The sequence below is a fragment of the Bradyrhizobium sp. SMVTL-02 genome (genome assembly GCF_051853005.1).
Taxonomy (GTDB): domain Bacteria; phylum Pseudomonadota; class Alphaproteobacteria; order Rhizobiales; family Xanthobacteraceae; genus Bradyrhizobium.
Genome location: NZ_CP182469.1, coordinates 5,697,841 through 5,717,205 on the forward strand (window position 1 = coordinate 5,697,841; position 19,365 = coordinate 5,717,205).

Annotated in this window: 14 protein-coding genes and 1 pseudogene; 12 read left to right on the plus strand and 3 right to left on the minus strand. The window is 65.3% G+C overall.

Annotated features, from left to right (window positions below; translation table 11 throughout):
• Window positions 1-44: 44 nt before the first annotated feature.
• Complete coding sequence (locus tag ACNJYB_RS27290; RefSeq protein ID WP_439369605.1) at window positions 45-1,301, minus strand: allantoate amidohydrolase; 1,257 nt, start codon at window positions 1,299-1,301, stop codon at window positions 45-47.
• Between the two features lie 404 nt (window positions 1,302-1,705).
• On the opposite strand from ACNJYB_RS27290, the gene ACNJYB_RS27295 reads away from it, so the two are divergent.
• The 6 genes and pseudogenes from ACNJYB_RS27295 to ACNJYB_RS27320 all read left to right on the plus strand — a co-directional run bounded on the left by ACNJYB_RS27295 (window position 1,706) and on the right by ACNJYB_RS27320 (window position 7,580).
• Window positions 1,706-2,818, plus strand: a complete 1,113-nt coding sequence (locus ACNJYB_RS27295; RefSeq protein ID WP_439369607.1) for a BMP family ABC transporter substrate-binding protein — start codon at window positions 1,706-1,708, stop codon at window positions 2,816-2,818.
• Window positions 2,815-3,926: pseudogene (locus ACNJYB_RS27300) on the plus strand (ABC transporter permease). The gene ACNJYB_RS27295 and the pseudogene ACNJYB_RS27300 overlap by 4 nt, the downstream one beginning before the upstream one ends.
• Window positions 3,926-4,852, plus strand: a complete 927-nt coding sequence (locus ACNJYB_RS27305; protein ID WP_439369608.1) for an ABC transporter permease — start codon at window positions 3,926-3,928, stop codon at window positions 4,850-4,852. The pseudogene ACNJYB_RS27300 and the gene ACNJYB_RS27305 overlap by 1 nt, the downstream one beginning before the upstream one ends.
• An 18-nt stretch (window positions 4,853-4,870) precedes the next feature.
• Window positions 4,871-5,554 carry a biuret amidohydrolase gene (gene biuH / locus ACNJYB_RS27310; protein WP_439369609.1) on the plus strand — a complete coding sequence of 228 codons (684 nt, stop codon included), beginning with the start codon at window positions 4,871-4,873 and terminating at the stop codon, window positions 5,552-5,554.
• Window positions 5,551-7,083, plus strand: a complete 1,533-nt coding sequence (locus ACNJYB_RS27315; RefSeq protein WP_439369611.1) for an ABC transporter ATP-binding protein — start codon at window positions 5,551-5,553, stop codon at window positions 7,081-7,083. The genes biuH and ACNJYB_RS27315 overlap by 4 nt, the downstream gene beginning before the upstream one ends.
• An 11-nt stretch (window positions 7,084-7,094) precedes the next feature.
• The gene (locus tag ACNJYB_RS27320) at window positions 7,095-7,580 is read left to right on the plus strand and encodes a nucleoside deaminase (RefSeq protein ID WP_439369612.1); all 486 of its coding nucleotides are present in this window, start codon (window positions 7,095-7,097) and stop codon (window positions 7,578-7,580) included.
• 207 nt (window positions 7,581-7,787) lie between these two features.
• Here the strand turns inward: ACNJYB_RS27320 and ACNJYB_RS27325 are convergent, their stop codons facing one another.
• Complete coding sequence (locus ACNJYB_RS27325) at window positions 7,788-8,894, minus strand: hypothetical protein (RefSeq protein ID WP_439369613.1); 1,107 nt, start codon at window positions 8,892-8,894, stop codon at window positions 7,788-7,790.
• 576 nt (window positions 8,895-9,470) lie between these two features.
• Here ACNJYB_RS27325 and ACNJYB_RS27330 point away from each other — a divergent pair.
• The 4 genes from ACNJYB_RS27330 to ACNJYB_RS27345 all read left to right on the plus strand — a co-directional run bounded on the left by ACNJYB_RS27330 (window position 9,471) and on the right by ACNJYB_RS27345 (window position 14,175).
• Complete coding sequence (locus ACNJYB_RS27330; protein ID WP_439369614.1) at window positions 9,471-11,042, plus strand: ABC transporter ATP-binding protein; 1,572 nt, start codon at window positions 9,471-9,473, stop codon at window positions 11,040-11,042.
• On the plus strand, window positions 11,026-12,117 hold the full coding sequence (locus ACNJYB_RS27335; RefSeq protein ID WP_439369616.1) for an ABC transporter permease: 1,092 nt from the start codon (window positions 11,026-11,028) through the stop codon (window positions 12,115-12,117). The genes ACNJYB_RS27330 and ACNJYB_RS27335 overlap by 17 nt, the downstream gene beginning before the upstream one ends.
• Window positions 12,104-13,021 carry an ABC transporter permease gene (locus ACNJYB_RS27340; protein ID WP_439369617.1) on the plus strand — a complete coding sequence of 306 codons (918 nt, stop codon included), beginning with the start codon at window positions 12,104-12,106 and terminating at the stop codon, window positions 13,019-13,021. The genes ACNJYB_RS27335 and ACNJYB_RS27340 overlap by 14 nt, the downstream gene beginning before the upstream one ends.
• A gap of 77 nt (window positions 13,022-13,098) precedes the next feature.
• On the plus strand, window positions 13,099-14,175 hold the full coding sequence (locus ACNJYB_RS27345) for a BMP family ABC transporter substrate-binding protein (RefSeq protein WP_439375658.1): 1,077 nt from the start codon (window positions 13,099-13,101) through the stop codon (window positions 14,173-14,175).
• Between the two features lie 110 nt (window positions 14,176-14,285).
• On the opposite strand, the gene ACNJYB_RS27350 is transcribed toward ACNJYB_RS27345, so the two are convergent.
• A complete protein-coding gene (locus ACNJYB_RS27350; protein WP_439369618.1) occupies window positions 14,286-15,635 on the minus strand; it encodes an 8-oxoguanine deaminase in 1,350 nt (449 codons plus the stop codon).
• A gap of 150 nt (window positions 15,636-15,785) precedes the next feature.
• Here ACNJYB_RS27350 and ACNJYB_RS27355 point away from each other — a divergent pair, with 150 nt between their 5' ends.
• Window positions 15,786-16,610 carry an FAD binding domain-containing protein gene (locus ACNJYB_RS27355; RefSeq protein WP_439369619.1) on the plus strand — a complete coding sequence of 275 codons (825 nt, stop codon included), beginning with the start codon at window positions 15,786-15,788 and terminating at the stop codon, window positions 16,608-16,610.
• Window positions 16,607-19,333, plus strand: a complete 2,727-nt coding sequence (locus ACNJYB_RS27360) for a molybdopterin-dependent oxidoreductase (protein WP_439369620.1) — start codon at window positions 16,607-16,609, stop codon at window positions 19,331-19,333. The genes ACNJYB_RS27355 and ACNJYB_RS27360 overlap by 4 nt, the downstream gene beginning before the upstream one ends.
• Window positions 19,334-19,365: the final 32 nt, after the last annotated feature.

A 19,365-nucleotide genomic window follows, 5' to 3' on the forward strand; every position in this document is an offset into this window, starting at 1 on the left:
GATTCGTAACTCTACCCGGTGACTTGCGGGTTTATGACGCTCGGCTAGGCCACCCGTGGCCTGAAATCCTCGATCACCCTGAGCAGCACCCGCGCGCCGGCGTCGGCATCGGCAAGCTCGACATGCTCGTCCGGGTGATGGCTGATGCCGCCGCGGCAGCGCACGAAGATCATGCCGACATCGGCGATGTCGATCATGGCCATGCCGTCATGACCTGCTCCGCTCGGCAGCTCGAACACGGAGAGGCCTTCCGCAGCGATCGCCTGCGCGATCTGCTGCTTCAGCCAGGGTGCGCAAGGCGCGGTGCGGTTCTCGTGGGTGACATCGAGCTGGAGCGCCAATTGCCTCCCCTTTGCGATCGACTCGATCTGGCGGACGATATCTGCGACTGCGCGCTTGCGATGCATGTCGGTTGGAGCGCGCATGTCGATGGTGAACGACACTTCACCCGGAATGACATTGGTCGCGCCGGGCCTTGCCTGGATGTAACCGACGGTGCCGACCAGGCCGCCCTCGTCGGTCCGGCAAAACTGCTCGATCGCGGCGATGCATTCGGCAGCACCGGTGAGCGCGTCCCGGCGGAGCGCCATCGGCACCGTGCCGGCATGACCGGCCATGCCGGTCAGCCGGGCGGCAAGCCGCGTCGCGCCAGCGATCGCGGTAACCACGCCCACAGGCAGGTTCTGCGCTTCCAGCACCGGTCCCTGCTCGATGTGCAATTCGAGATAGGCGAGCAGCTCGCGCCGGGCCCGTGCGGCCGCGCCGACGTGATCGGGATCGAGCCCAAACTGAACGAGGGCATCGCGCATCGACACGCCAGCGCGGTCGCGCGTGTTCAAAACGCTCTCGTCAAAGGTGCCAGCCACCGCGCGGCTGCCGAGCAGGGTCGAGGCAAAGCGCACCCCTTCCTCGTCGGCAAAGCCGATGACCTCGATCGCAAACGGCAGGCGCTTGCCGCGGCGATTGAGATCGGCGACGCAGGCGATCGCGGTGATCACGCCAAGCGGCCCGTCCCATTTGCCGGCATCGCGCACCGTGTCATAATGCGAGCCGAGCATCAGGCAGGGCGCGCCCTGCCGCTCACCTTCATACCGGCCGCAGACATTGCCGATGGCGTCGAGATGCGCGCTCATGCCGGCGTCGCGCATCCAGCCCAGAATCAGGTCCGCGGCCGTGCGCAATTCCTTGCTGAGGTAGATGCGGGTGAGCTTGTCAGGCTCTTCCGAGATCGCAGCAAGCTCGTTGATGCGGCGAACGATCTCCTTGCCAAGCGATGCATCGTAAACGGTACCAGCGCCCATCTTGGCGAGCTTTCCATCTTCTTGGGGACCACGGCAGCGGCGGTCCTGACGACAATCGATACAAGTTCGGTGCCAGCGAACTTCCGCCGGCGCCGTCCCAGTCAGCGCGTGATTAGCATGAATGCGCCTTGTCGGCCGACCGTCCGAAGCCGGTCATGCACATGTGGGAGCCGGTTAAGAGTGCTTAACTACTCTGCATACAATCAGATGATCATGCTCATAAATTAATCTGCCACTTTCCTCGCCAAGTTCTTGGCAATCAATATAGTTCATACATTTCAGTTGCTTAATTGCATGTGCTCCATTGATAGCCTCTGGCACGAAGCTTGCGACATCCCGTTCCGGCTCCGCCAGGCCGGCGCAGCCGCGAGATCAAGGCGGGTCATCCGCCAAGGGAGCGAGCAATGGACATTGGCAGGATTTCACGACGTCATTTGTTGCAGGGCGGCGCGGCCCTCACCCTCGGCGCAGCGGCGGGCCTCCGCCCGGCCTTCGCGGCCGAGACCACCATCGGCTTCATCTATGTCGGTTCGCGCGACGACTATGGCTACAACCAGGCCCATGCGCAGGGCGCGGCGGCACTGAAGAAGATTCCCGGCCTCAAGGTGGTCGAGGAGGAGAAGGTGCCGGAGACCGACGCGGTCGAGAAGACGATCGAGTCCATGATCAATCTCGATGGCGCCACCCTGCTCTTCCCGACCTCGTTCGGCTACTACAATCCGCACATGATCAAGATGGCCACCAAGTACCCGAAGCTGCGCTTCGAGCACTGCGGCGGCCTCTGGAGTGACAAGGATCCCAAGAACGCCGGCAGCTATTTCGGCTACATCGACGAGGCCCAGTACATCTCGGGCATCGTCGCCGGACTGACGTCGAAGAGCAGCAAGCTCGGCTTCGTCGCGGCCAAGCCGATCCCTCAAGTGCTACGCAACATCAACGCCTTCACGCTTGGCGCCAAGTCCGTCAACCCAAAGGCCACCACGCAGGTGATCTTCACCGGCGACTGGTCGATGCCGGTCAAGGAGGCCGAAGCCACCAACAGCCTGATCGACCAGGGCGTGGACGTTCTCACCTGTCATGTCGATGGCCCCAAGACCATGGTCGAGAACGCCGCACGGCGCGGCGCCTTCGTCTGCGGCTATCACACCAATCAGTCGGCGCTGGCACCCAAGGCCTATCTCACCGGCGCCGAGTGGAACTGGGAAGCGCTCTATCCGAAGTTCGTCAAGATGATCGCGGCCGGCGAAGACATCCCGAATTTCTACCGCGGCGGCCTGAAGGAAGAGATCGTGAAGGTCTCGCCCTACGGCGAGGCCGTCTCCGCCGAAGCGCGCAAGGCGGCCGACGAGGCCAAGGCGAAATTCCTGTCGGCAGAAGGCTACGCCATCTTCAGGGGTGGGCTGGTCGACAACAAGGGCAAGACGGTGATCCCCGCCGGTACCGACCGAGGCCAGAAGGATCCTGAACTCGAGAAGATGGACTACCTCGTCGAAGGCGTGATCGGAGCGACTTCTTGACCGCGGAAACGGCGGATTCCACTGAAGCGGTCGGGACAGTTGCCCCGGCCGCCGATTCCGGTTTCCTCCAGCGTTACGGCGGCACGATCGAATATGTCCTGCTCCCGGGCGCGGCGCTTGTCGGCGCGCTCGCGGTGTTCGGCATCTTCGTCGCGATGTTCGGCAAGAACCCGCTCGATCTCTATTTCTACATGTATTACGGCGCGTTCGGCACCTGGTTCTCCTGGCAGAACACGCTGACGCGCGCAGCGCCCTTGATCCTGACCGCGCTCTGCACCGCGCTGCCGGCGCAGCTCGGCATGGTCATCATCGGCGGCGAAGGCGCTCTGCTGATCGGCGCATTGTCGGCGACCAGCGCCGCGCTCGCGCTTCAGGGCATGCCGCCGTTCGTCGTCCATATCGCCATGGTCTGCGCCGGCGTGATCGGCGGGGGCTTGTGGATCACGCTCTCCGGCGCGCTGCGGCAGTATCGCGGCGTGAACGAGACAATCTCGAGCCTGCTGCTGGTCTACATCGCGCTCGCGATCCTCAACCATCTCGTCGAGGGGCTGATGCGCGATCCCGCCAGCCTCAACAAACCGTCGACCCGAGAGATCGGCGCCGCCAACATGATCGGCTCCATTCCCGGCACCGACGTGCATTGGGGTCTCGTCTTCGGCCTGATTGCCGCGATCGCCTCTTACATTCTGATCTATCACACCGTATTCGGCTTTGCCGCACGCGTCGCCGGTGGCAACATCCGTGCTGCGAAGATCGTCGGCCTCGGCGTCAGCAAGCTGATCCTGACCGTCTGCTTCCTCGCCGGCGGCGCGGCGGGTCTTGCCGGCATGATCGAGGTCGCCGCCGTGCAGGGGCGCACCAACGCCAACCTCGCAGCGGGCTACGGCTTCACCGGCATCCTCGTTGCCTTCCTCGCGCGGCAAAATCCGCTCGCCATCATTCCGGTCGCGATCCTGCTCGGCGGCATCAGCGCCAGCGGCGGCCTGCTGCAACGCCGCCTGGCTTGCCGGATGCGTCCGTGCTGGTGCTCCAGGGCATCATCTTCGTCTTCGTGCTCGCCAGCGATGCGCTCTACGGCCGCATCGGATTTTTGAAGGGAAAATCCTGATGGCAGACGGCTCGATCGGCCTCTGGACCGTCCCGCTCGCCGTCCTCGGCGGCGCCATTCGCGTGTCGACGCCCTTCCTGTTCGTAAGTCTGGGCGAATGCATCACCGAGCGATCGGGCCGCATCAATCTCGGCCTCGAGGGCACGCTGGTGATGGGCGCGATGAGCGCCTACGGCATCTCCTATCTCACGGGATCGCCATGGCTCGGAGTGCTCGCCGCCGGCATCACCGGCGCGCTGCTGGGCGCACTGCATGCCGGCATTTGCTCGCTGCCGCGCGTCAACGACGTTGCGGTCGGCATCGCCTTGATGCTGTTTAGCACCGGCCTTGCCTTCTATCTCGGCAAGCCGCTGATCGAGCCGACTGCGCCGCGGCTACCCGCCATCGACTTCGGCTGGTGGAGCGACATCCCGCAGGTCCGCGCCGCCCTGCGCATCAACGTGCTCTTCCTGATCGGCGTGGTGCTGGCGCCGATTCTCTATTGGGCCTTCCGCACCACGCGCTGGGGCCTGCTCATCCGCACCGCCGGCGAGAGTTCGGATGCCGCACGCGCGATGGGCCATTCCGTGCTGCTGATCCGTCTGCACGCCACCATGGTTGGCGGCTTCCTCGCCGGCATCGGCGGGTCCTTCCTATCGCTGTTCTATCCGGGAAGCTGGAACGAGGGCCTCTCCTCCGGTCAGGGCATCACCGCCGTGGCGCTCGTGATCTTCGCGCGCTGGGATCCCCTGCTGTGCCTGTGGGCCTCGCTCGCCTTCGGCGGCGCGGCGGCGCTGGGTCCTGCGCTGCAATCGGTCGGCGTCACCTCCGGCTACCACCTCTTCAACGCCGCGCCCTACATCCTGACGCTGGCCATCATGATCATCACCTGCTCGCCGAAGCGCACGTTGACCGGCGCGCCCGCCGAACTCTCGATCACCCGGTAAACACGCACGAGGTCGTCCATGCCCGAGCGCTACATCAAGTCCGAGCCCTATGCCTGGCCGTACAATGGCGATCTTCGCCCTGAGAACACGGCGCTGATCATCATCGACATGCAGACCGATTTCTGCGGCGTCGGCGGCTATGTCGACAAGATGGGCTATGACCTCTCCTTGACGCGGGCGCCGATCGAGCCCATCAAGAGGCTGCTCGCAGCGATGCGCAAGCAGGGCTTCCACATCATCCATACCCGCGAGGGCCACCGCCCCGATTTCTCCGACCTGCCCGCCAACAAGCGCTGGCGCTCGCGCCAGATCGGCGCCGGCATCGGCGATCCCGGTCCGTGCGGCCGCATCCTGGTGCGCGGCGAGCCCGGATGGGACATCATCGAGGAGCTCAGCCCCCTGCCGGGCGAGCCGATCATCGACAAGCCCGGCAAGGGCTCGTTCTGCGCGACCGACCTCGAGCTGATCCTGCGCGTCCGCGGCATCGAGAACATCGTGCTGACCGGCATCACCACCGACGTCTGCGTCCACACCACCATGCGCGAGGCCAACGACCGCGGCTTCGAATGCGTGCTGCTGCACGATTGCTGCGGCGCCACCGACAAGAGCAACCACGACCACGCGCTGAAGATGATCAAGATGCAGGGCGGCGTGTTCGGCGCGGTCTCGACGTCGGACTCCTTCATCGGAGCGATTTCGTGATCATCGGCGAAACGCCACCGCCATCGGGCGCCTTCGGCGTCGACGCCATCGCCATGACCATGCGCTTCGGCGACTTTCTGGCGCTCGACAACGTCGAGCTGAAGGTGCGGCCGGGCTCGTTCCACGCCCTGCTCGGTGAGAATGGTGCCGGCAAGTCGACCCTCGTCAAATGCATCATGGGCTACTACCACGCGACCCAAGGCGACATCATCGTCGGCGGCCGCGAACAAGCCATCGCCAATCCCAAGGACGCCCACGCGATCGGCCTCGGCATGGTCTACCAACACTTTACCCTGGTCCCAGCCATGACGGTTGCCGAAAACCTCGTACTGGCGCGCGACGACGTGCCGGCCGTGGTGAATTGGCCCAAGGAGATGAAGGAGCTCGAGGCGTTCCTTGCCCGGATGCCCCTCAAGGTGCCGCTCTCAGCCAAGGTCTCCGACATCTCCGCCGGCGAGCGGCAAAAGTGCGAGATCCTCAAGCAGCTTTATCTGAAGCGGCGCTTCCTGATCCTGGACGAGCCGACCTCGGTACTGACGCCGGCGGAAGCCGACGAAGTTCTCGGCATGCTCCGCGACATGGTGGTCAGGGGCGAGCTGACGATCCTGATGATCACCCACAAGTTCCGCGAGGTCATGGCCTTCGCCGACGAGGTCACCATCCTGCGCCGCGGCAAGCTCGCCGGCGCCGGCAAGGTCGCCGAGCTGACGCCGGATGCAATGGCGCGCACCATGATCGGCGCCGAGGAGCTGACCGTGCAGCCGCCGCGCACGGGCGAAGCCGGACAGGCGAGGCTGGAACTGCAGAAGCTCCGCGCCCTCGACGATGCGGGCGCCGTCGCCGTGCACGATGTCTCGCTCACGGTGCGCGCCGGAGAAATCGTCGGCATCGCCGGCGTTTCCGGCAACGGCCAGCGCCAGCTCGTCGAAGTGCTGGCCGGCCAGCGTAAGGCCGAGAGCGGCCATATCCGGGTCGCCGGCGCTCCCTATCATGCCAGCCGCGAGGAGATGCGACGCCACAGGATGTCGCTGCTGCCCGAGGAGCCGCTGAAGAACGCCTGCGTCGGCGGCATGAGCGTCGCCGACAACATCGCCTTCCGCGAATTCGACCGCGCGCCTTTCGCCAGCGGCGGCTGGTGGCTCAATCGCAGCGCCTTCCGCAACGCCGCCAGGAAGAAGATCGGCCAGTACAAGATCAAGACCCGTACGCCGGACACGCCGATCTCGGCGCTGTCGGGCGGCAACATCCAGCGCGCCGTGCTTGCCCGCGAGCTTGCAGGCGACGTTGAGGTGCTGATCGCCGCCAATCCCTGCTTCGGCCTCGATTTCGCGGCGGTGGCGCAGATCCACGCCGAGATCATGGCCGCGCGCAACCGCGGCGCCGCGGTGCTGCTCGTCAGCGAGGACCTCGACGAATTGCTCGAACTGTCCGACCGGCTGGTGGTGATGTTCCACGGCGAATTCGTGTATGAAGCACGGACCAGCGAAGCCGATCTCACCGTGGTCGGCCGGCACATGGCGGGTCATTGAACGGAGGATCTATGGACGACGCAGCAGGGCGCGACGAGCACTTCCTGCGGCTGTCCATCGCGGTCGCCCGCCGTTCGCTCACCCACGGCAACCATCCCTTCGGCTGCATCCTCGTCGATGCCGACGGCGAGGTGCTGATCGAAGCCGAAAACGGCTACATGCCGGATCATGACGGCACCGCGCATGCGGAGCGCCTCGCGGCGACGCAGGCTTGCCGCACGCTCGATCGCGATGTGCTGGCCAAGGCCACGCTCTATTCGTCGGCCGAACCCTGCGCCATGTGCGCCGGCGCGATCTACTGGGCCGGCATCGGCCGGGTCGTCTATGGGCTCAGCGAGCGCCGCCTGCGCGGCGTCACCGGCAACCATCCGGAGAACCCGACGCTGGACCTGCCCTGCCGTGACGTCTTCGCCAGCGGCCAGCGACCGACGGAGGTCGTCGGGCCGCTGCTCGAAGACGAAGCCGCAGCGCTACACGACGGCGTGTGGACGAAGTAGGCCGTCGCCCCAAACTCCGATCGATAGGCTGGTTAGCTGGCGGCTGCGCGAAGCGCAGTCCGCTGGCGTGACCCACCACGCGCTTCCGCACCGCCGAACGAAGTTGGTGGCTCACGCAAGGGACTGCGCTTCGCGCAGCCGGGGCGAAAGCGAATAGCGCCGCGCAAATCTGCCCGGCGCCATCCGAACCTGGAGATGTTCAGTCGATCAGAACTTCACAGTGATGCCACCATAGACCGTCGACTCGGTGCAGCTCTTGGTGCTCTGGCCGGTCGCGGCGACGGTGCAGACGCCGGGCATGGCGTTGTGGTCGAGGCCGAACTTGTTCTGCCAGTAGCGGTAGGCGACCCAGAGGTCGACGAAGTGGGAGTACTTGTCACCCCAGACCGCCTTCGAGGCGTCGAAGGTCAGGCGGATCGGTTCGCTGTTCAGCTCGGTCTTCGACGCGGTGGAGAAACGGCCGACACCCGAGAGCGCAGGCAGGCCGTTGGAATCGCCCTTCGAGCCGTACCAGCCGGCGCGGCCGCTGATCGACCAGAACTGCATGTTCGGCGGCAGGAAACCGAGATCCATGTAGTAGTTGATTTCGACGGCCCAGGTCGGACGATAGCTGACGTTGCCATCCGAGTTACAGGTCACGCCCGGCACGCCCGGTCCGAACAAGCCGCACTGGGTGAAGGCGTTGTGGTTCAGGAACTCGTAATACATCAACGGCGCGAGGTTGAAGTAGCCCTTGTAGGGAAGGTCGAAAGCGAACTGCAGACCGGCAACGACGTCGCGCTTGGCCGGCGCGAGGAAGTTGTTCTCGGTGTTGCCGTCCATACCGACTTCGAACGAGATGTTGTGCAGCGGCCCCATCGTGAAGGCCTTGGTGTCGAACAGCTCGTTCCAGCCGAAGGTCGAGCGGAACAGGCCATAGATCTCGGTCGCGCCGGCGCAATCGGCGGCGCCGCCGGTAATGGTCACGCCCGGCGCGACGCAGGGGTTGGCAGGATCGTTCTTCCCCGACTTGAACATCGAGATCGTGAAGAAGTTGGTGCCGTAGGTCCAGAGGTCGAAGTGCGTGAAGGAGTAGACCTGCTTGGCGGTGGTGCCGTTGATGCTGCCATCGGGGCCGACGCTCCACATACCGGGATCGGTGCCCTTGGGCATCCAGGAGAACGTCACGCGGTTGTCGATCACCAGGAAGAATGGAAGATCCGGCGCCTTCTTGGCGGCCTTGACCGGCAGGTCCGCCGCGTGAGCCCAGCCACCGATGGCCAGCGTAGCAAGTGACAGCGCCGTTGCTGCAATTGCCTTGAAACGAAACGACATCCTGAATACCCCCAAGTTGGACACGTAAATGAACGCCCTTGGGTGCGACACTTGCGCCTATATCCCGGAGTGAGAAGCCTCAACTTTTTTCAAGGCATGCCGCTTGTTTCGGCAGCAGACGACGTCCCTTTCGGAATTTTAAAGGCATTTGCCGACCTTGCGGATTGTCACGCAGCAACGCGAGGCTGGCCATTGCCAGACATTCCCGTTTGATTTTGTTCGCATTTCGTCTCGAACGAACAAGCCGGCAGAATTGCCGAAGGCGCACGATGCGGCAGTCCGGCATTGCATACGCGTGCTGGCGCGATTTTGCTCAACTTCCCGTCAAGCCTGCACAGCGGGTTCCGATTTGGATTGAACCGTCACAAATTTGCAACAGGCGTCACGCGCGAGCACGGCCCTCACCGGAGTCCGACGGCCGCCCGAGCACGATTCGCGCCCGACGAGGACCACGACTCGCCGACACCACCCGCCTGCCGAAGCGTTGAGCAAGGGATGACGCTTTTTCACACCTTACGCGGCGGGTCAAACTGGCCCACTATTGAGGCACTTCACCCCATGCCAGCGCATCAGCGAATGTTAGATCCGACGCCTAACGGCCTGCATTCCGGCGAGTCCCCGTTGCTGAGGACGATCGGGCTCACCAAGTGCTATGGCGATTTCCTCGCCAACGATTCCATCGACATCGACGTCTGGCCGAAGCAGATTCACGCCCTGCTCGGCGAGAATGGCGCCGGCAAGTCGACGCTGGTCAAGGCGATCTATGGGCTGATCCAGCCAAGCGCCGGCAAGATTCTTTGGCAAGGGCAACCAATTGTGCTGTCCGGTCCGTCCGAAGCGCGCAGTCGCGGTATCGGCATGGTGTTCCAGCACTTCTCGCTATTCGACAATCTCACCGTCGCCGAGAACGTCGCGCTCGGCCTCGACGGTAAGGAATCCTTCAGGGACATGTCGGCGCGGCTGGAGCAGGTTTCGAAGACCTACGGCCTGCCGCTCGATCCCAGGCGCGAGGTCTGGCAATTGTCGGTCGGCGAGCGCCAGCGCATCGAGATCGTCCGCGCCCTGATGCAGGACCCTAAATTCCTGATCCTGGACGAGCCCACCGCGGTGCTGACGCCGCAGGAAGCCGATCAGCTTTTCATCGTGCTGGAGCGCCTCAAGGCCGAGGGCCGCGCCATCCTCTACATCAGCCACAAGCTGGAAGAGGTGAAGCGGCTCTGCGACACCGCCACGATCCTGCGTGGCGGCAAGAAGGTCGAGACCTGCAATCCCAGGCTCGAGACCGCAGCTTCGCTCGCCCGTATGATGGTCGGCGCCGAGATCAAGGAAGTGAAGGCCCCCGTCGGCCGGAAGACCACGGTGCCGCGCCTGGTGGTCAACGATCTCTCGCTCGCGCCAAGCGAGGCGCACGGCGTGGCACTCGAGCACATCTCGTTCGAGCTGAAGGGCGGCGAGATCCTCGGCATCGCCGGCGTCGCCGGCAACGGTCAGGACGAGCTCTTTGCCGCGCTCTCCGGCGAGCGGCTGTCCAAGGATCCCGGCACGGTCGTGATCGAAGGCATCGCCGCCGGTCATCTCTCGATCACGCAGCGCCGCAAGCTCGGCGCGGCCTTCGTGCCCGAGGAACGGCTCGGCCACGGTACCGCGCCGCGCATGAAGCTGTCCGAGAATGCGCTGCTGACCGGACACGCCGCGAGCGGCATGGTCCATCACGGCTTCATCGACACTGCGGCCACGCTCAAGACCGTCGACCGCGCGACCGAAACCTTTGATGTGCGCAAAGCCAAGCGCGATCCCGAGGCCGCAAGCCTGTCCGGCGGCAATCTGCAGAAGTTCATCGTGGGACGCGAGATCCTGCGCAATCCGGCGGTGCTGGTGGTGAGCCAGCCGACATGGGGCGTCGACGCCGGCGCCGCCGCTGTCATCCGTCAGGCGCTGCTCGATCTCGCAACTGCGGGCGCGGCCGTGCTCGTGACCAGCCAGGATCTCGACGAACTCGCCGAGATCGCCGACCGCATCGCCGTGATGTTCCACGGCCGGCTCTCGGCGCCGCTCGCGACAAGCGAAGCGACCCGCGAAAAGCTCGGCCTCCTCATGGGCGGCAGCAGCCTCGAACCGAAGGAGGCCGCGCATGCAATTGGTGCTTGAGAAGCGCGCCGAGCGCTCCAAGGTGATCGCGCTGGTCTCACCGCTGATCGCAATCGGCCTGACGATCGTCACCATGACCATCCTGTTCGCGATCCTCGGCAAGAATCCGCTGCTCGCGCTGCAAGCCTATTTCGTCGCGCCCCTCACCGATGGCTATTCGCTGCAGGAGATCGCGGTGAAGGCGACGCCGCTGGTGATGATCGCGATCGGCTTGTCGCTCTGCTATCTCGCCAACGCCTGGAACATCGGCGCCGAGGGGCAGTTCCTGATCGGCGCCGTTGCCGGAAGTTGGATCGCGGTGAAGACGCAAGGCACCGATGCCGGCGCCTGGGTGCTGCCGGCGATGCTCGTGCTCGCAGCCGCCGCCGGCGCGCTCTATGCGCTGATCCCTGCGATCTGCAAGGTGAAGTTTGGCGCCAGCGAGATCCTGACCAGCCTGATGCTGGTTTATGTCGCCGACCTCTTTCTCGACTATCTCGTGCGCGGCCCCTGGCGCGATCCGCACGGCTTCAACTTCCCGACCACCGCGGAGTTCGATCCGGTCGCAACCGTTCCGCTGCTGATCGAAGGCGGGCGGCTGCATCTCGGCTCGATCATCGCCCTGCTCGTCGTCGCTGCGGCCGCGATCCTGCTCGGGCGCACCATCAAGGGTTTCGAGATCCGCGTGGTCGGCGCAGCGCCGCGCGCGGCGCGGTTCGGCGGCTTCAACGCCAACCAGCTGATCATCCTGACCTTCGCAGTTTCCGGCGCCCTGGCAGGCCTTGCCGGCATCATCGAGGTCGCAGGTCCCGTCGGGCATCTGCAGCCGGGCATCTCTCCAGGTTACGGTTTTACCGCGATCATCGTCGCGTTCCTCGGCCGGCTGAATCCGCTTGGAATATTTATTGCAGGGCTTTTTCTCGCACTGACCTTTATCGGCGGCGAGCAGGCGCAGATCGCGATGAAGATCCCGTTGGATGTCACCAAGGTGTTTCAGGGCATTCTGCTGTTCTACGTGCTCGCCTGCGACTCCCTCATCCTCTACCGCTTCAGGCTGGTGTTCCCGAACCGACAGGTGGCCAGTGGAACTCATTGAGGCCATCATCCTCGCGGTGCTTGCCGCCTCGACACCGCTGCTGATCGCGGCGACCGGCGAGCTCGTGACCGAACGCTCCGGCGTGCTCAATCTCGGCGTCGAAGGCATGATGATCGTCGGTGCGGCCTGCGGTTTTGCCGGCGCCTGGCTCACCGGCTCCATTCTGGTCGGCGCACTGTTCGGCATCGTCGCGGGCATCCTGATGTCGCTGGTGTTTGCACTGATGGCTCTCGGGCTCGCCGTCAATCAGGTCGCGACCGGTCTCGCACTGACCATCCTCGGCATCGGACTGTCAGGCCTGATCGGCGCCGGCTTCGTCGGAGAACGCATTACGCCGGCCTTGCACCTCTCTGTTCCCGGCCTCACCGACATTCCGCTGATCGGCCGCGTGCTGTTCGGCGAAGATGGTTTCGTCTATTTCTCGGTCGCACTGATCATCGGTGTCTGGTGGTTCCTGTACCGCACGCGAGCGGGATTGATCCTGCGCGCCTGCGGTGACAATCACGTCTCCGCGCATGCGCTCGGCTATCCCGTGCTGCGCATCCGCACCTTCGCCGTGATGTTCGGCGGCGCCTGCGCTGGCTTAGCCGGCGCCTATCTGCCGCTCGCCTACACGCCCTTCTTCATTCCCGGCATGACCGCCGGCCGAGGCTGGATCGCACTGGCGCTGGTGGTGTTCGCGTCCTGGCGGCCGGGCCGGCTTGTGATCGGCGCCTATCTGTTCGGCGCGGTGACGATCCTGCAACTGCACGCGCAGGGCTGGGGCGTCGGCATTCCCTCGCAATTCATGTCGGCGCTGCCTTACCTCGCGACGGTCATCGTGCTGGTCCTGCTCTCCCGCGCGCGCACCGGCGGCTCGACCGCGCCGGCCGCGCTCGGCACCGTGTTCGTGCCTGATCGCTGAGTTTCGCTTCCGCGGCGTGCGGGATGGGGCGCGCACGTTGCGGACCGTGGCTTTCCCCTGATGTTTGGAGATTGATGATGAGGAAATCACTTCTTGCGCTGACTGCCGGGCTCTTGCTTGCCGGGAGCGTCAGCGCAGCCTCCGCCGCCGACAAGCTGAAGGTCGGCTTCATTTACCTGGGCCCGATCGGAGACCTCGGCTGGACCTACCAGCACGACCTCGGCCGCCAGGCGCTGGTGAAGGAGTTGGGCGACAAGATCGAGACCACCTATCTCGAGAATGTGCCTGAAGGTCCCGACGCCGAGCGCGCCATCGAGCAGCTCGTCCGCGCCGGCAACAAGCTGATCTTCACCACGTCGTTCGGCTACATGGACCCGACGCTGAAGGTCGCCAAGAAGTATCCCAACGTGCATTTCGAGCACGCCACCGGTTACAAGCGCGACAAGAACATGTCGACCTATTCGGCCAAATGGTACCAGGGCCGCTACATCCAGGGCCTTATCGCGGCCAAGATGTCGAAGTCGGGCGTGCTCGGCTACATCGGCTCGTTCCCGATCCCCGAAGTCGTTTCCGGCATCAACGCGACGATGCTGGCGGCGCAGACCATCAACCCGAACATCAAGGTCAAGATCATCTGGGCCAACACCTGGTTCGACCCGGGCAAGGAAGCCGACGCCGCCAAGGCGCTGATCGACCAGGGTGCCGACGTCATCATGCAGCACACCGATTCGCCAGCCGCGATGCAGATCGCGAGCGAGCGCGGCAAGCTCGCCTTCGGCCAGGACTCCGAGATGATCAAGTTCGGGCCCAAGACCCAGCTGACCTCGATCCTCGACACCTGGGGTCCCTACTACATCGAACGCGTCAAGGCCGAGCTCGCCGGAACCTGGAAATCCGAGGACACCTGGGGCGGCCTCGACAGCCACATGTTCGCGATGGCGCCCTACACCAACATGCCCGACGACGTGAAAAAGATGGCCGAGGATGCCCAGGCCGCGATCACCGCGGGCAAGTTGCACCCGTTCAAGTGCCCGATTGTTGCGCAGGACGGCAAGGAGGTCGAGTGCAAGGGCGGCGCCAATCTCGACGACGGCCAGATTCTCGGCATGAATTTCTACGTGAAGGGCATCGACGACAAGCTGCCGGGCAAGTAGCACGCTTCTTGCTTTGACTAAATCACCTGCTCCTCCCGGAGGAGGTTCGGAGGGGGTGGCCAGAAGCACCCGGCACTTGTGGTCGCCCCCTCTTTCAATTTTCTGCCAGATTATCCCGCCTGCATGGCCCGCGCCGCCGAACTGTGGCGGCGGATGAGGTCGGCGACATCCAGGCCCGGGATCGCACCGTCGATCACGGCCCATTTCCCCGCCACCATGACCCGGTCGGCCCGATGCGCCCCGCACAGCACCAGCGCGGCGAGCGGGTCGCCATGCCCGGAGAAGCGCAGCTCGTCGAGCTTGAATAGCGCGACATCCGCCGCCTTGCCGACCGCGATCTCGCCGAGCTCCGGACGGCCGACGCAAGCCGCCGAGCCCTTGGTGGCCCAGCGCAGCGCGTCCCTGTGGCTGACTTTCTTTACCCCGTAGCGCGCCCGTTGCAGCAGGAAGGCCGCGCGCACCTCCTGCATCAGGTTCGATCCATCGTTCGAGGCCGAACCGTCTACGCCGATGCCGATCCCGACGCCGGCCTCCTCCATCTCGCACACCGGGCAGCACCCGGATGCCAGCAGCTGGTTGCTGCAGGCGCAATGGCTGACGGCCGTGCCGGCCTTGCCGAGCCGCCTCATCTCGTCCGGATTGAAGAAGATGCCGTGGGCCAGCCAGGTCCGCGCATTGAGCCAGCCGCATTGCTCGAGATAGTCGAGCGGACGGCAACCGTACATCTGCTGGCAGAATCTGTTCTCATCCTCGGTCTCGGCAAGATGAGTGTGCAGGCGCACGTCGAGCTTGTCGGCGAGATCGGCGGTGGCGCGCATCAGCGACGTCGTCACCGAGAACGGCGAGCACGGCGCCAGCGCGATCTGCACCATCGCATCCGCGCCGCGCTGGTGATGCTTGGCCACCACGCGCGCGCTGTCGGCGAGGATCGTGTCCTCGTCCTGCACGACGCTGTCGGGCGGCAGGCCGCCGTCGCGCTGCGACAGGTTCATCGAGCCGCGCGTGAGCAGCACGCGCATGCCGAGCCGCTTTGCGACGCCAACCTCGATATCGACGGACTCCTCGAGGCCCGCCGGAAAGACGTAATGGTGATCCGTCGTGGTGGCGCAGCCCGACAGCAGCAGCTCGGACATCGCCACGGTGACACCGAGCTCGAGCCGCTCCGGCGTCAGCTTCGCCCACACCGGATAGAGCGCCTGGAGCCAGGGAAACAGCTCGCGGTCCATCGCCGCCGGCAGCGCCCGCGTCAGCGTCTGGTAGAAGTGATGATGCGTGTTGATGAGCCCCGGCAACACGACATGCTCGCCCGCGTCGAACACCGCGACATCCGCGGTCGCAGGCATGCCGCCGGCCGGCACGAGCTCGACGATCCAGCCATCCCGGACCACGATTCCACGCTCGGCACCGTCGGCGAGGATAGCCAGCGGATCCCTGATCCAGATCGGCGTTGCATCGCTCATCAGCCGCTTCTCCTCACATGTGCTGACGACAGGCCTGCAAGGCGGGCGCCAGCCAAACCGCGTTCATGCCACGACTTTGCTTGTTGCGACTTGGCTCCGGTCTTGCAAGACTCTATCGCACGATTCACCGGCGGAAGCTTTTGGCGCAGCATGGATTTGAATACCATCACAGCGGTCGCCCATCCGCAAACGCGCGCGCAGCTGCCCGTTTGGACGCCAGGTGATGCTTGGCTCGCAGGCGGCACCTGGCTGTTCTCGGAGCCGCAAGCCCACCTCACGCGGCTGATCGATCTCACCGATCTGAATTGGCCGGCGCTGGCGATCACGGACAGCCATCTCAGCATCGCGGCCACATGCACCGTCGCACAGCTCGATGGACTCGCCTGCCCGCCCGACTGGCTCGCAGCACCGCTGATCGGCCAGTGCTGCCGTGCCTTCCTTGCGTCGTTCAAGATCTGGAAGACCGCGACCGTCGGGGGCAATCTCTGTATGTCGCTGCCGGCCGGGCCTATGATCTCGCTCACCGCGGCGCTCGACGGTGTCTGCACCATCTGGAAGGCCGGCGGTGGCGAGCAGCGGATCGCCGTCGTCGACTTCGTCACCGGCAATCAGCGCAACCGCCTGACGCCAGGCGACCTGGTCCGGCAGATCGACATCCCGATCGCGGCCTTGAGGCGCCGCACGGCGTTTCGCCAGATCTCGCTCGCGCCGGTCGGCCGCTCGGCGGTGCTGCTGATCGGCAGCCTCGATGTCGATGGCACGCTGATGCTTACGGTCACCGCATCGACCGTGCGGCCGATCCGGTTGGCGTTTCCCGAGCCGCCCGATGCGAGTGCGCTTCGCGATGCGATCTTGCAGCAGATCACCGATGATCTCTACCACACCGACATCCACGGCAAGCCGCTATGGCGCAGGCACATGACGCGGCGGCTCGCAGAGGAGATCCGCGGCGAGCTCCTGGGGGCAACATCATGAGCTTCGAGGTCAATGGAACGACGTTCGCGCAGGAGCCGCGCGCCGGGCAGTGCCTGCGCACCTTCCTGCGCGAGCTCGGCCATTTCGGCGTGAAAAAGGGCTGCGACGCCGGCGATTGCGGCGCCTGCACCGTACTGCTCGACGGCGAGCCGGTGCACAGCTGCCTGATCCCGGCGTTCCGCGCCGAGGGCCGCGCCGTGACCACGATCGAAGGCCTTGGCAGCGACCATGGCGCGCATCCGATGCAGCAGGCCTTCCTCGACGCGCAGGGATTTCAATGCGGCTTCTGCACCGCCGGCATGATCCTGACCTGCGCGTCGCTGAACCAGGCGCAACGCACCGATCTTGGCGCGGCGCTGAAGGGCAATATCTGCCGCTGCACCGGCTATCGCGCGGTCGAGGACGCACTGCTTGGCAAGTCCAATGTCGAGGAGAGTGTCGAGGCAGGCGCCGCATTCGGCCGCAGCCTGCCGGCGCCCGCAGGTCCCGACGTCGTGCGCGGCAAGGCGCGCTATACCTTCGACATCGCAATCGAGGGCCTGCTGCATATCAAGCTGCTGCGCTCGCCTCATGCCCATGCGAGGATCGTCGCGATCGACACGTCGGAGGCCGTTCGCGTTCCAGGCGTGCAGGCGGTGCTGACGCATGAGGATGCGCCGACCGTCCTGATCTCGACCGCGCGTCACGAGAAGGACTGGATGGACCCCGAGGACACCCGCGTCCTCGACGATGTCGTCCGCTTCGTCGGCCAGAGGGTCGCCGCCGTCGTCGCCGAGAGCGAGGGCGCGGCCGAGGAGGCCTGCCGGCGGATCAAGGTGGAGTACGAGATCCTGCCGGCGCTGATCGATCCCGAGCAGGCGATGGCACCGGGCGCGCCCGTCCTTCATCCTGACCGCACCATCGCGAACCGCATCGCCGATCCCCAGCGCAACCTCGCGGCGGAGACGCATGGCGAGTTCGGTGACGTAGCCGCCGCGCTCTCCACCTCCGCCGTCACCTATGAGGCCACCTTCCACAGTCACCGCGTCCAGCATGCCGCGCTGGAGACTCACGGCGGTCTCGCCTGGCTCGATGAAGCGGGCGCGCTGAACGTCCGCACTTCGACGCAGGTGCCGTACCTGACCCGGCGCGCGCTGTCGGACATCTTCCAGCTTCCGATGGACAAGGTCCGCGTATTCTGCGAGCGCGTCGGCGGTGGGTTTGGCGGCAAGCAGGAGATGTTCGTCGAGGACATCCTTGCACTCGCCGCGCTCAGGACCGGGCGACCGGTAAAGCTGGAGCTGACGCGCGAGGAGCAGTTCATCGCAACCTCGACGCGGCATCCGATGCGGGTCCACATCAAGGCCGGCGCGGATGCCAACGGCAAGCTCACCGCGCTCCAGCTCGACGTGCTCTCCAACACCGGCGCCTACGGCAATCACGCCGGGCCCGTGATGTTCCACTCCCTGTCCGAGTCCATCGCCGTTTACAATTGCCAGAACAAGCGGGTGGACGGCTACGCCGTCTACACCAACACGGTGCCATCTGGCGCGTTTCGCGGCTACGGCCTGCCGCAAACACTGATCGCGATCGAGGCCGCGATCGACGAGTTGGCGAAGCAGCTGGGCATCAGCCCTTACGAGATGCGCCGCCGCAACATCGTCAGGCTGGGCGATCCCATGCTGTCGCCGCCGCCGTCCGAATTTCACGACGTGCTCTATGGCTCCTACGGGCTCGACCAGTGCCTCGACCTCGTCGAGCGCGCGATGCAGGCAGACGGCCTGCAACCTGAGCTGTCGTCGGAATGGCTGATCGGCGACGGCGTCGCGTTGACCATGATCGACACCGTGCCGCCGGCAGGCCACATCGCGGATGCCATGATCGCGCTCAACGACGACGGCGGCTTCGACTTGACCGTCGGCACTGCCGAGTTCGGCAACGGCACCAGCACCGTCCATCGCCAGATCGCGGCGACGATCCTGGCAACCACGGTCGACAGGATTTCCCTGCGTCAGTCCGACACCGCCCATGGCGGCCACGACACCGGCGCCTATGGCAGCGCCGGCACTTTCGTGGCCGGCAAGGCGACGCAGGCCGCCGCCACGCACCTTGCGGCCGAGCTGAGGGCTGCGGCCGCAGACGCCTGGCTGTGCGACGTGGAGAGCTGCGTGCTCGAGGGCGAGACCGTGGTCAGCGGCGTGCGACGCATGTCCTTTGTTGAACTGGCCAAGCTTGCCCGCGAACGCGGCCAGCCGTTCGGAGCCAGCGGCAATTCCGGCGGCACGCCGCGCTCGGTCGGGTTCAACGTGCAGGGCTTTCGCGTGGCGGTGAACAAGGGCACCGGCGAGCTCAAGATTCTCAGGAGCGTACAGGCTGCGGATGCCGGCGTCGTCGCCAACCCCATGCAGTGCCGTGGCCAGGTCGAGGGCGGCGTCGCGCAGGCCCTTGGTGCTGCGCTCTATGAGGAGATGGTGATCGATGCGACCGGCCGAGTCACCAACCCGAAGTTCCGCGACTACCACCTGCCCTCCTTCGCCGACGTGCCGCGCACCGAAGTGTTGTTCGCGGAGACGTCGGACACCATCGGGCCGCTTGGCGCGAAGTCGATGAGCGAGAGTCCTTACAATCCGGTCGCAGCGGCGCTCGGCAACGCGATCGCGGACGCCACCGGCATCCGCTTCACCGCGCCGCCCTTCAAGCCGGACCGGCTGTTTCCGGCGCTGCTCGAGAAGTTTGGTGGCTAGAGCGGGATGGTTCACCTCTCCCGCAGGGGCCC

What these genes read in the sequence shown, in the direction of transcription:
- ACNJYB_RS27290 (WP_439369605.1), bottom strand. Translation starts at nt 1,301, where the DNA reads ATGGGCGCTGGTACCGTTTACGATGCATCGCTTGGCAAGGAGATCGTT.
- ACNJYB_RS27335 (WP_439369616.1), top strand. Translation starts at nt 11,026, where the DNA reads ATGCAATTGGTGCTTGAGAAGCGCGCCGAGCGCTCCAAGGTGATCGCG.
- ACNJYB_RS27330 (WP_439369614.1), top strand. Translation starts at nt 9,471, where the DNA reads ATGTTAGATCCGACGCCTAACGGCCTGCATTCCGGCGAGTCCCCGTTG.
- ACNJYB_RS27295 (WP_439369607.1), top strand. Translation starts at nt 1,706, where the DNA reads ATGGACATTGGCAGGATTTCACGACGTCATTTGTTGCAGGGCGGCGCG.
- ACNJYB_RS27320 (WP_439369612.1), top strand. Translation starts at nt 7,095, where the DNA reads ATGGACGACGCAGCAGGGCGCGACGAGCACTTCCTGCGGCTGTCCATC.
- ACNJYB_RS27345 (WP_439375658.1), top strand. Translation starts at nt 13,099, where the DNA reads ATGAGGAAATCACTTCTTGCGCTGACTGCCGGGCTCTTGCTTGCCGGG.
- ACNJYB_RS27355 (WP_439369619.1), top strand. Translation starts at nt 15,786, where the DNA reads ATGGATTTGAATACCATCACAGCGGTCGCCCATCCGCAAACGCGCGCG.
- ACNJYB_RS27360 (WP_439369620.1), top strand. Translation starts at nt 16,607, where the DNA reads ATGAGCTTCGAGGTCAATGGAACGACGTTCGCGCAGGAGCCGCGCGCC.
- ACNJYB_RS27350 (WP_439369618.1), bottom strand. Translation starts at nt 15,635, where the DNA reads ATGAGCGATGCAACGCCGATCTGGATCAGGGATCCGCTGGCTATCCTC.
- ACNJYB_RS27325 (WP_439369613.1), bottom strand. Translation starts at nt 8,894, where the DNA reads ATGTCGTTTCGTTTCAAGGCAATTGCAGCAACGGCGCTGTCACTTGCT.
- ACNJYB_RS27305 (WP_439369608.1), top strand. Translation starts at nt 3,926, where the DNA reads ATGGCAGACGGCTCGATCGGCCTCTGGACCGTCCCGCTCGCCGTCCTC.
- biuH (WP_439369609.1), top strand. Translation starts at nt 4,871, where the DNA reads ATGCCCGAGCGCTACATCAAGTCCGAGCCCTATGCCTGGCCGTACAAT.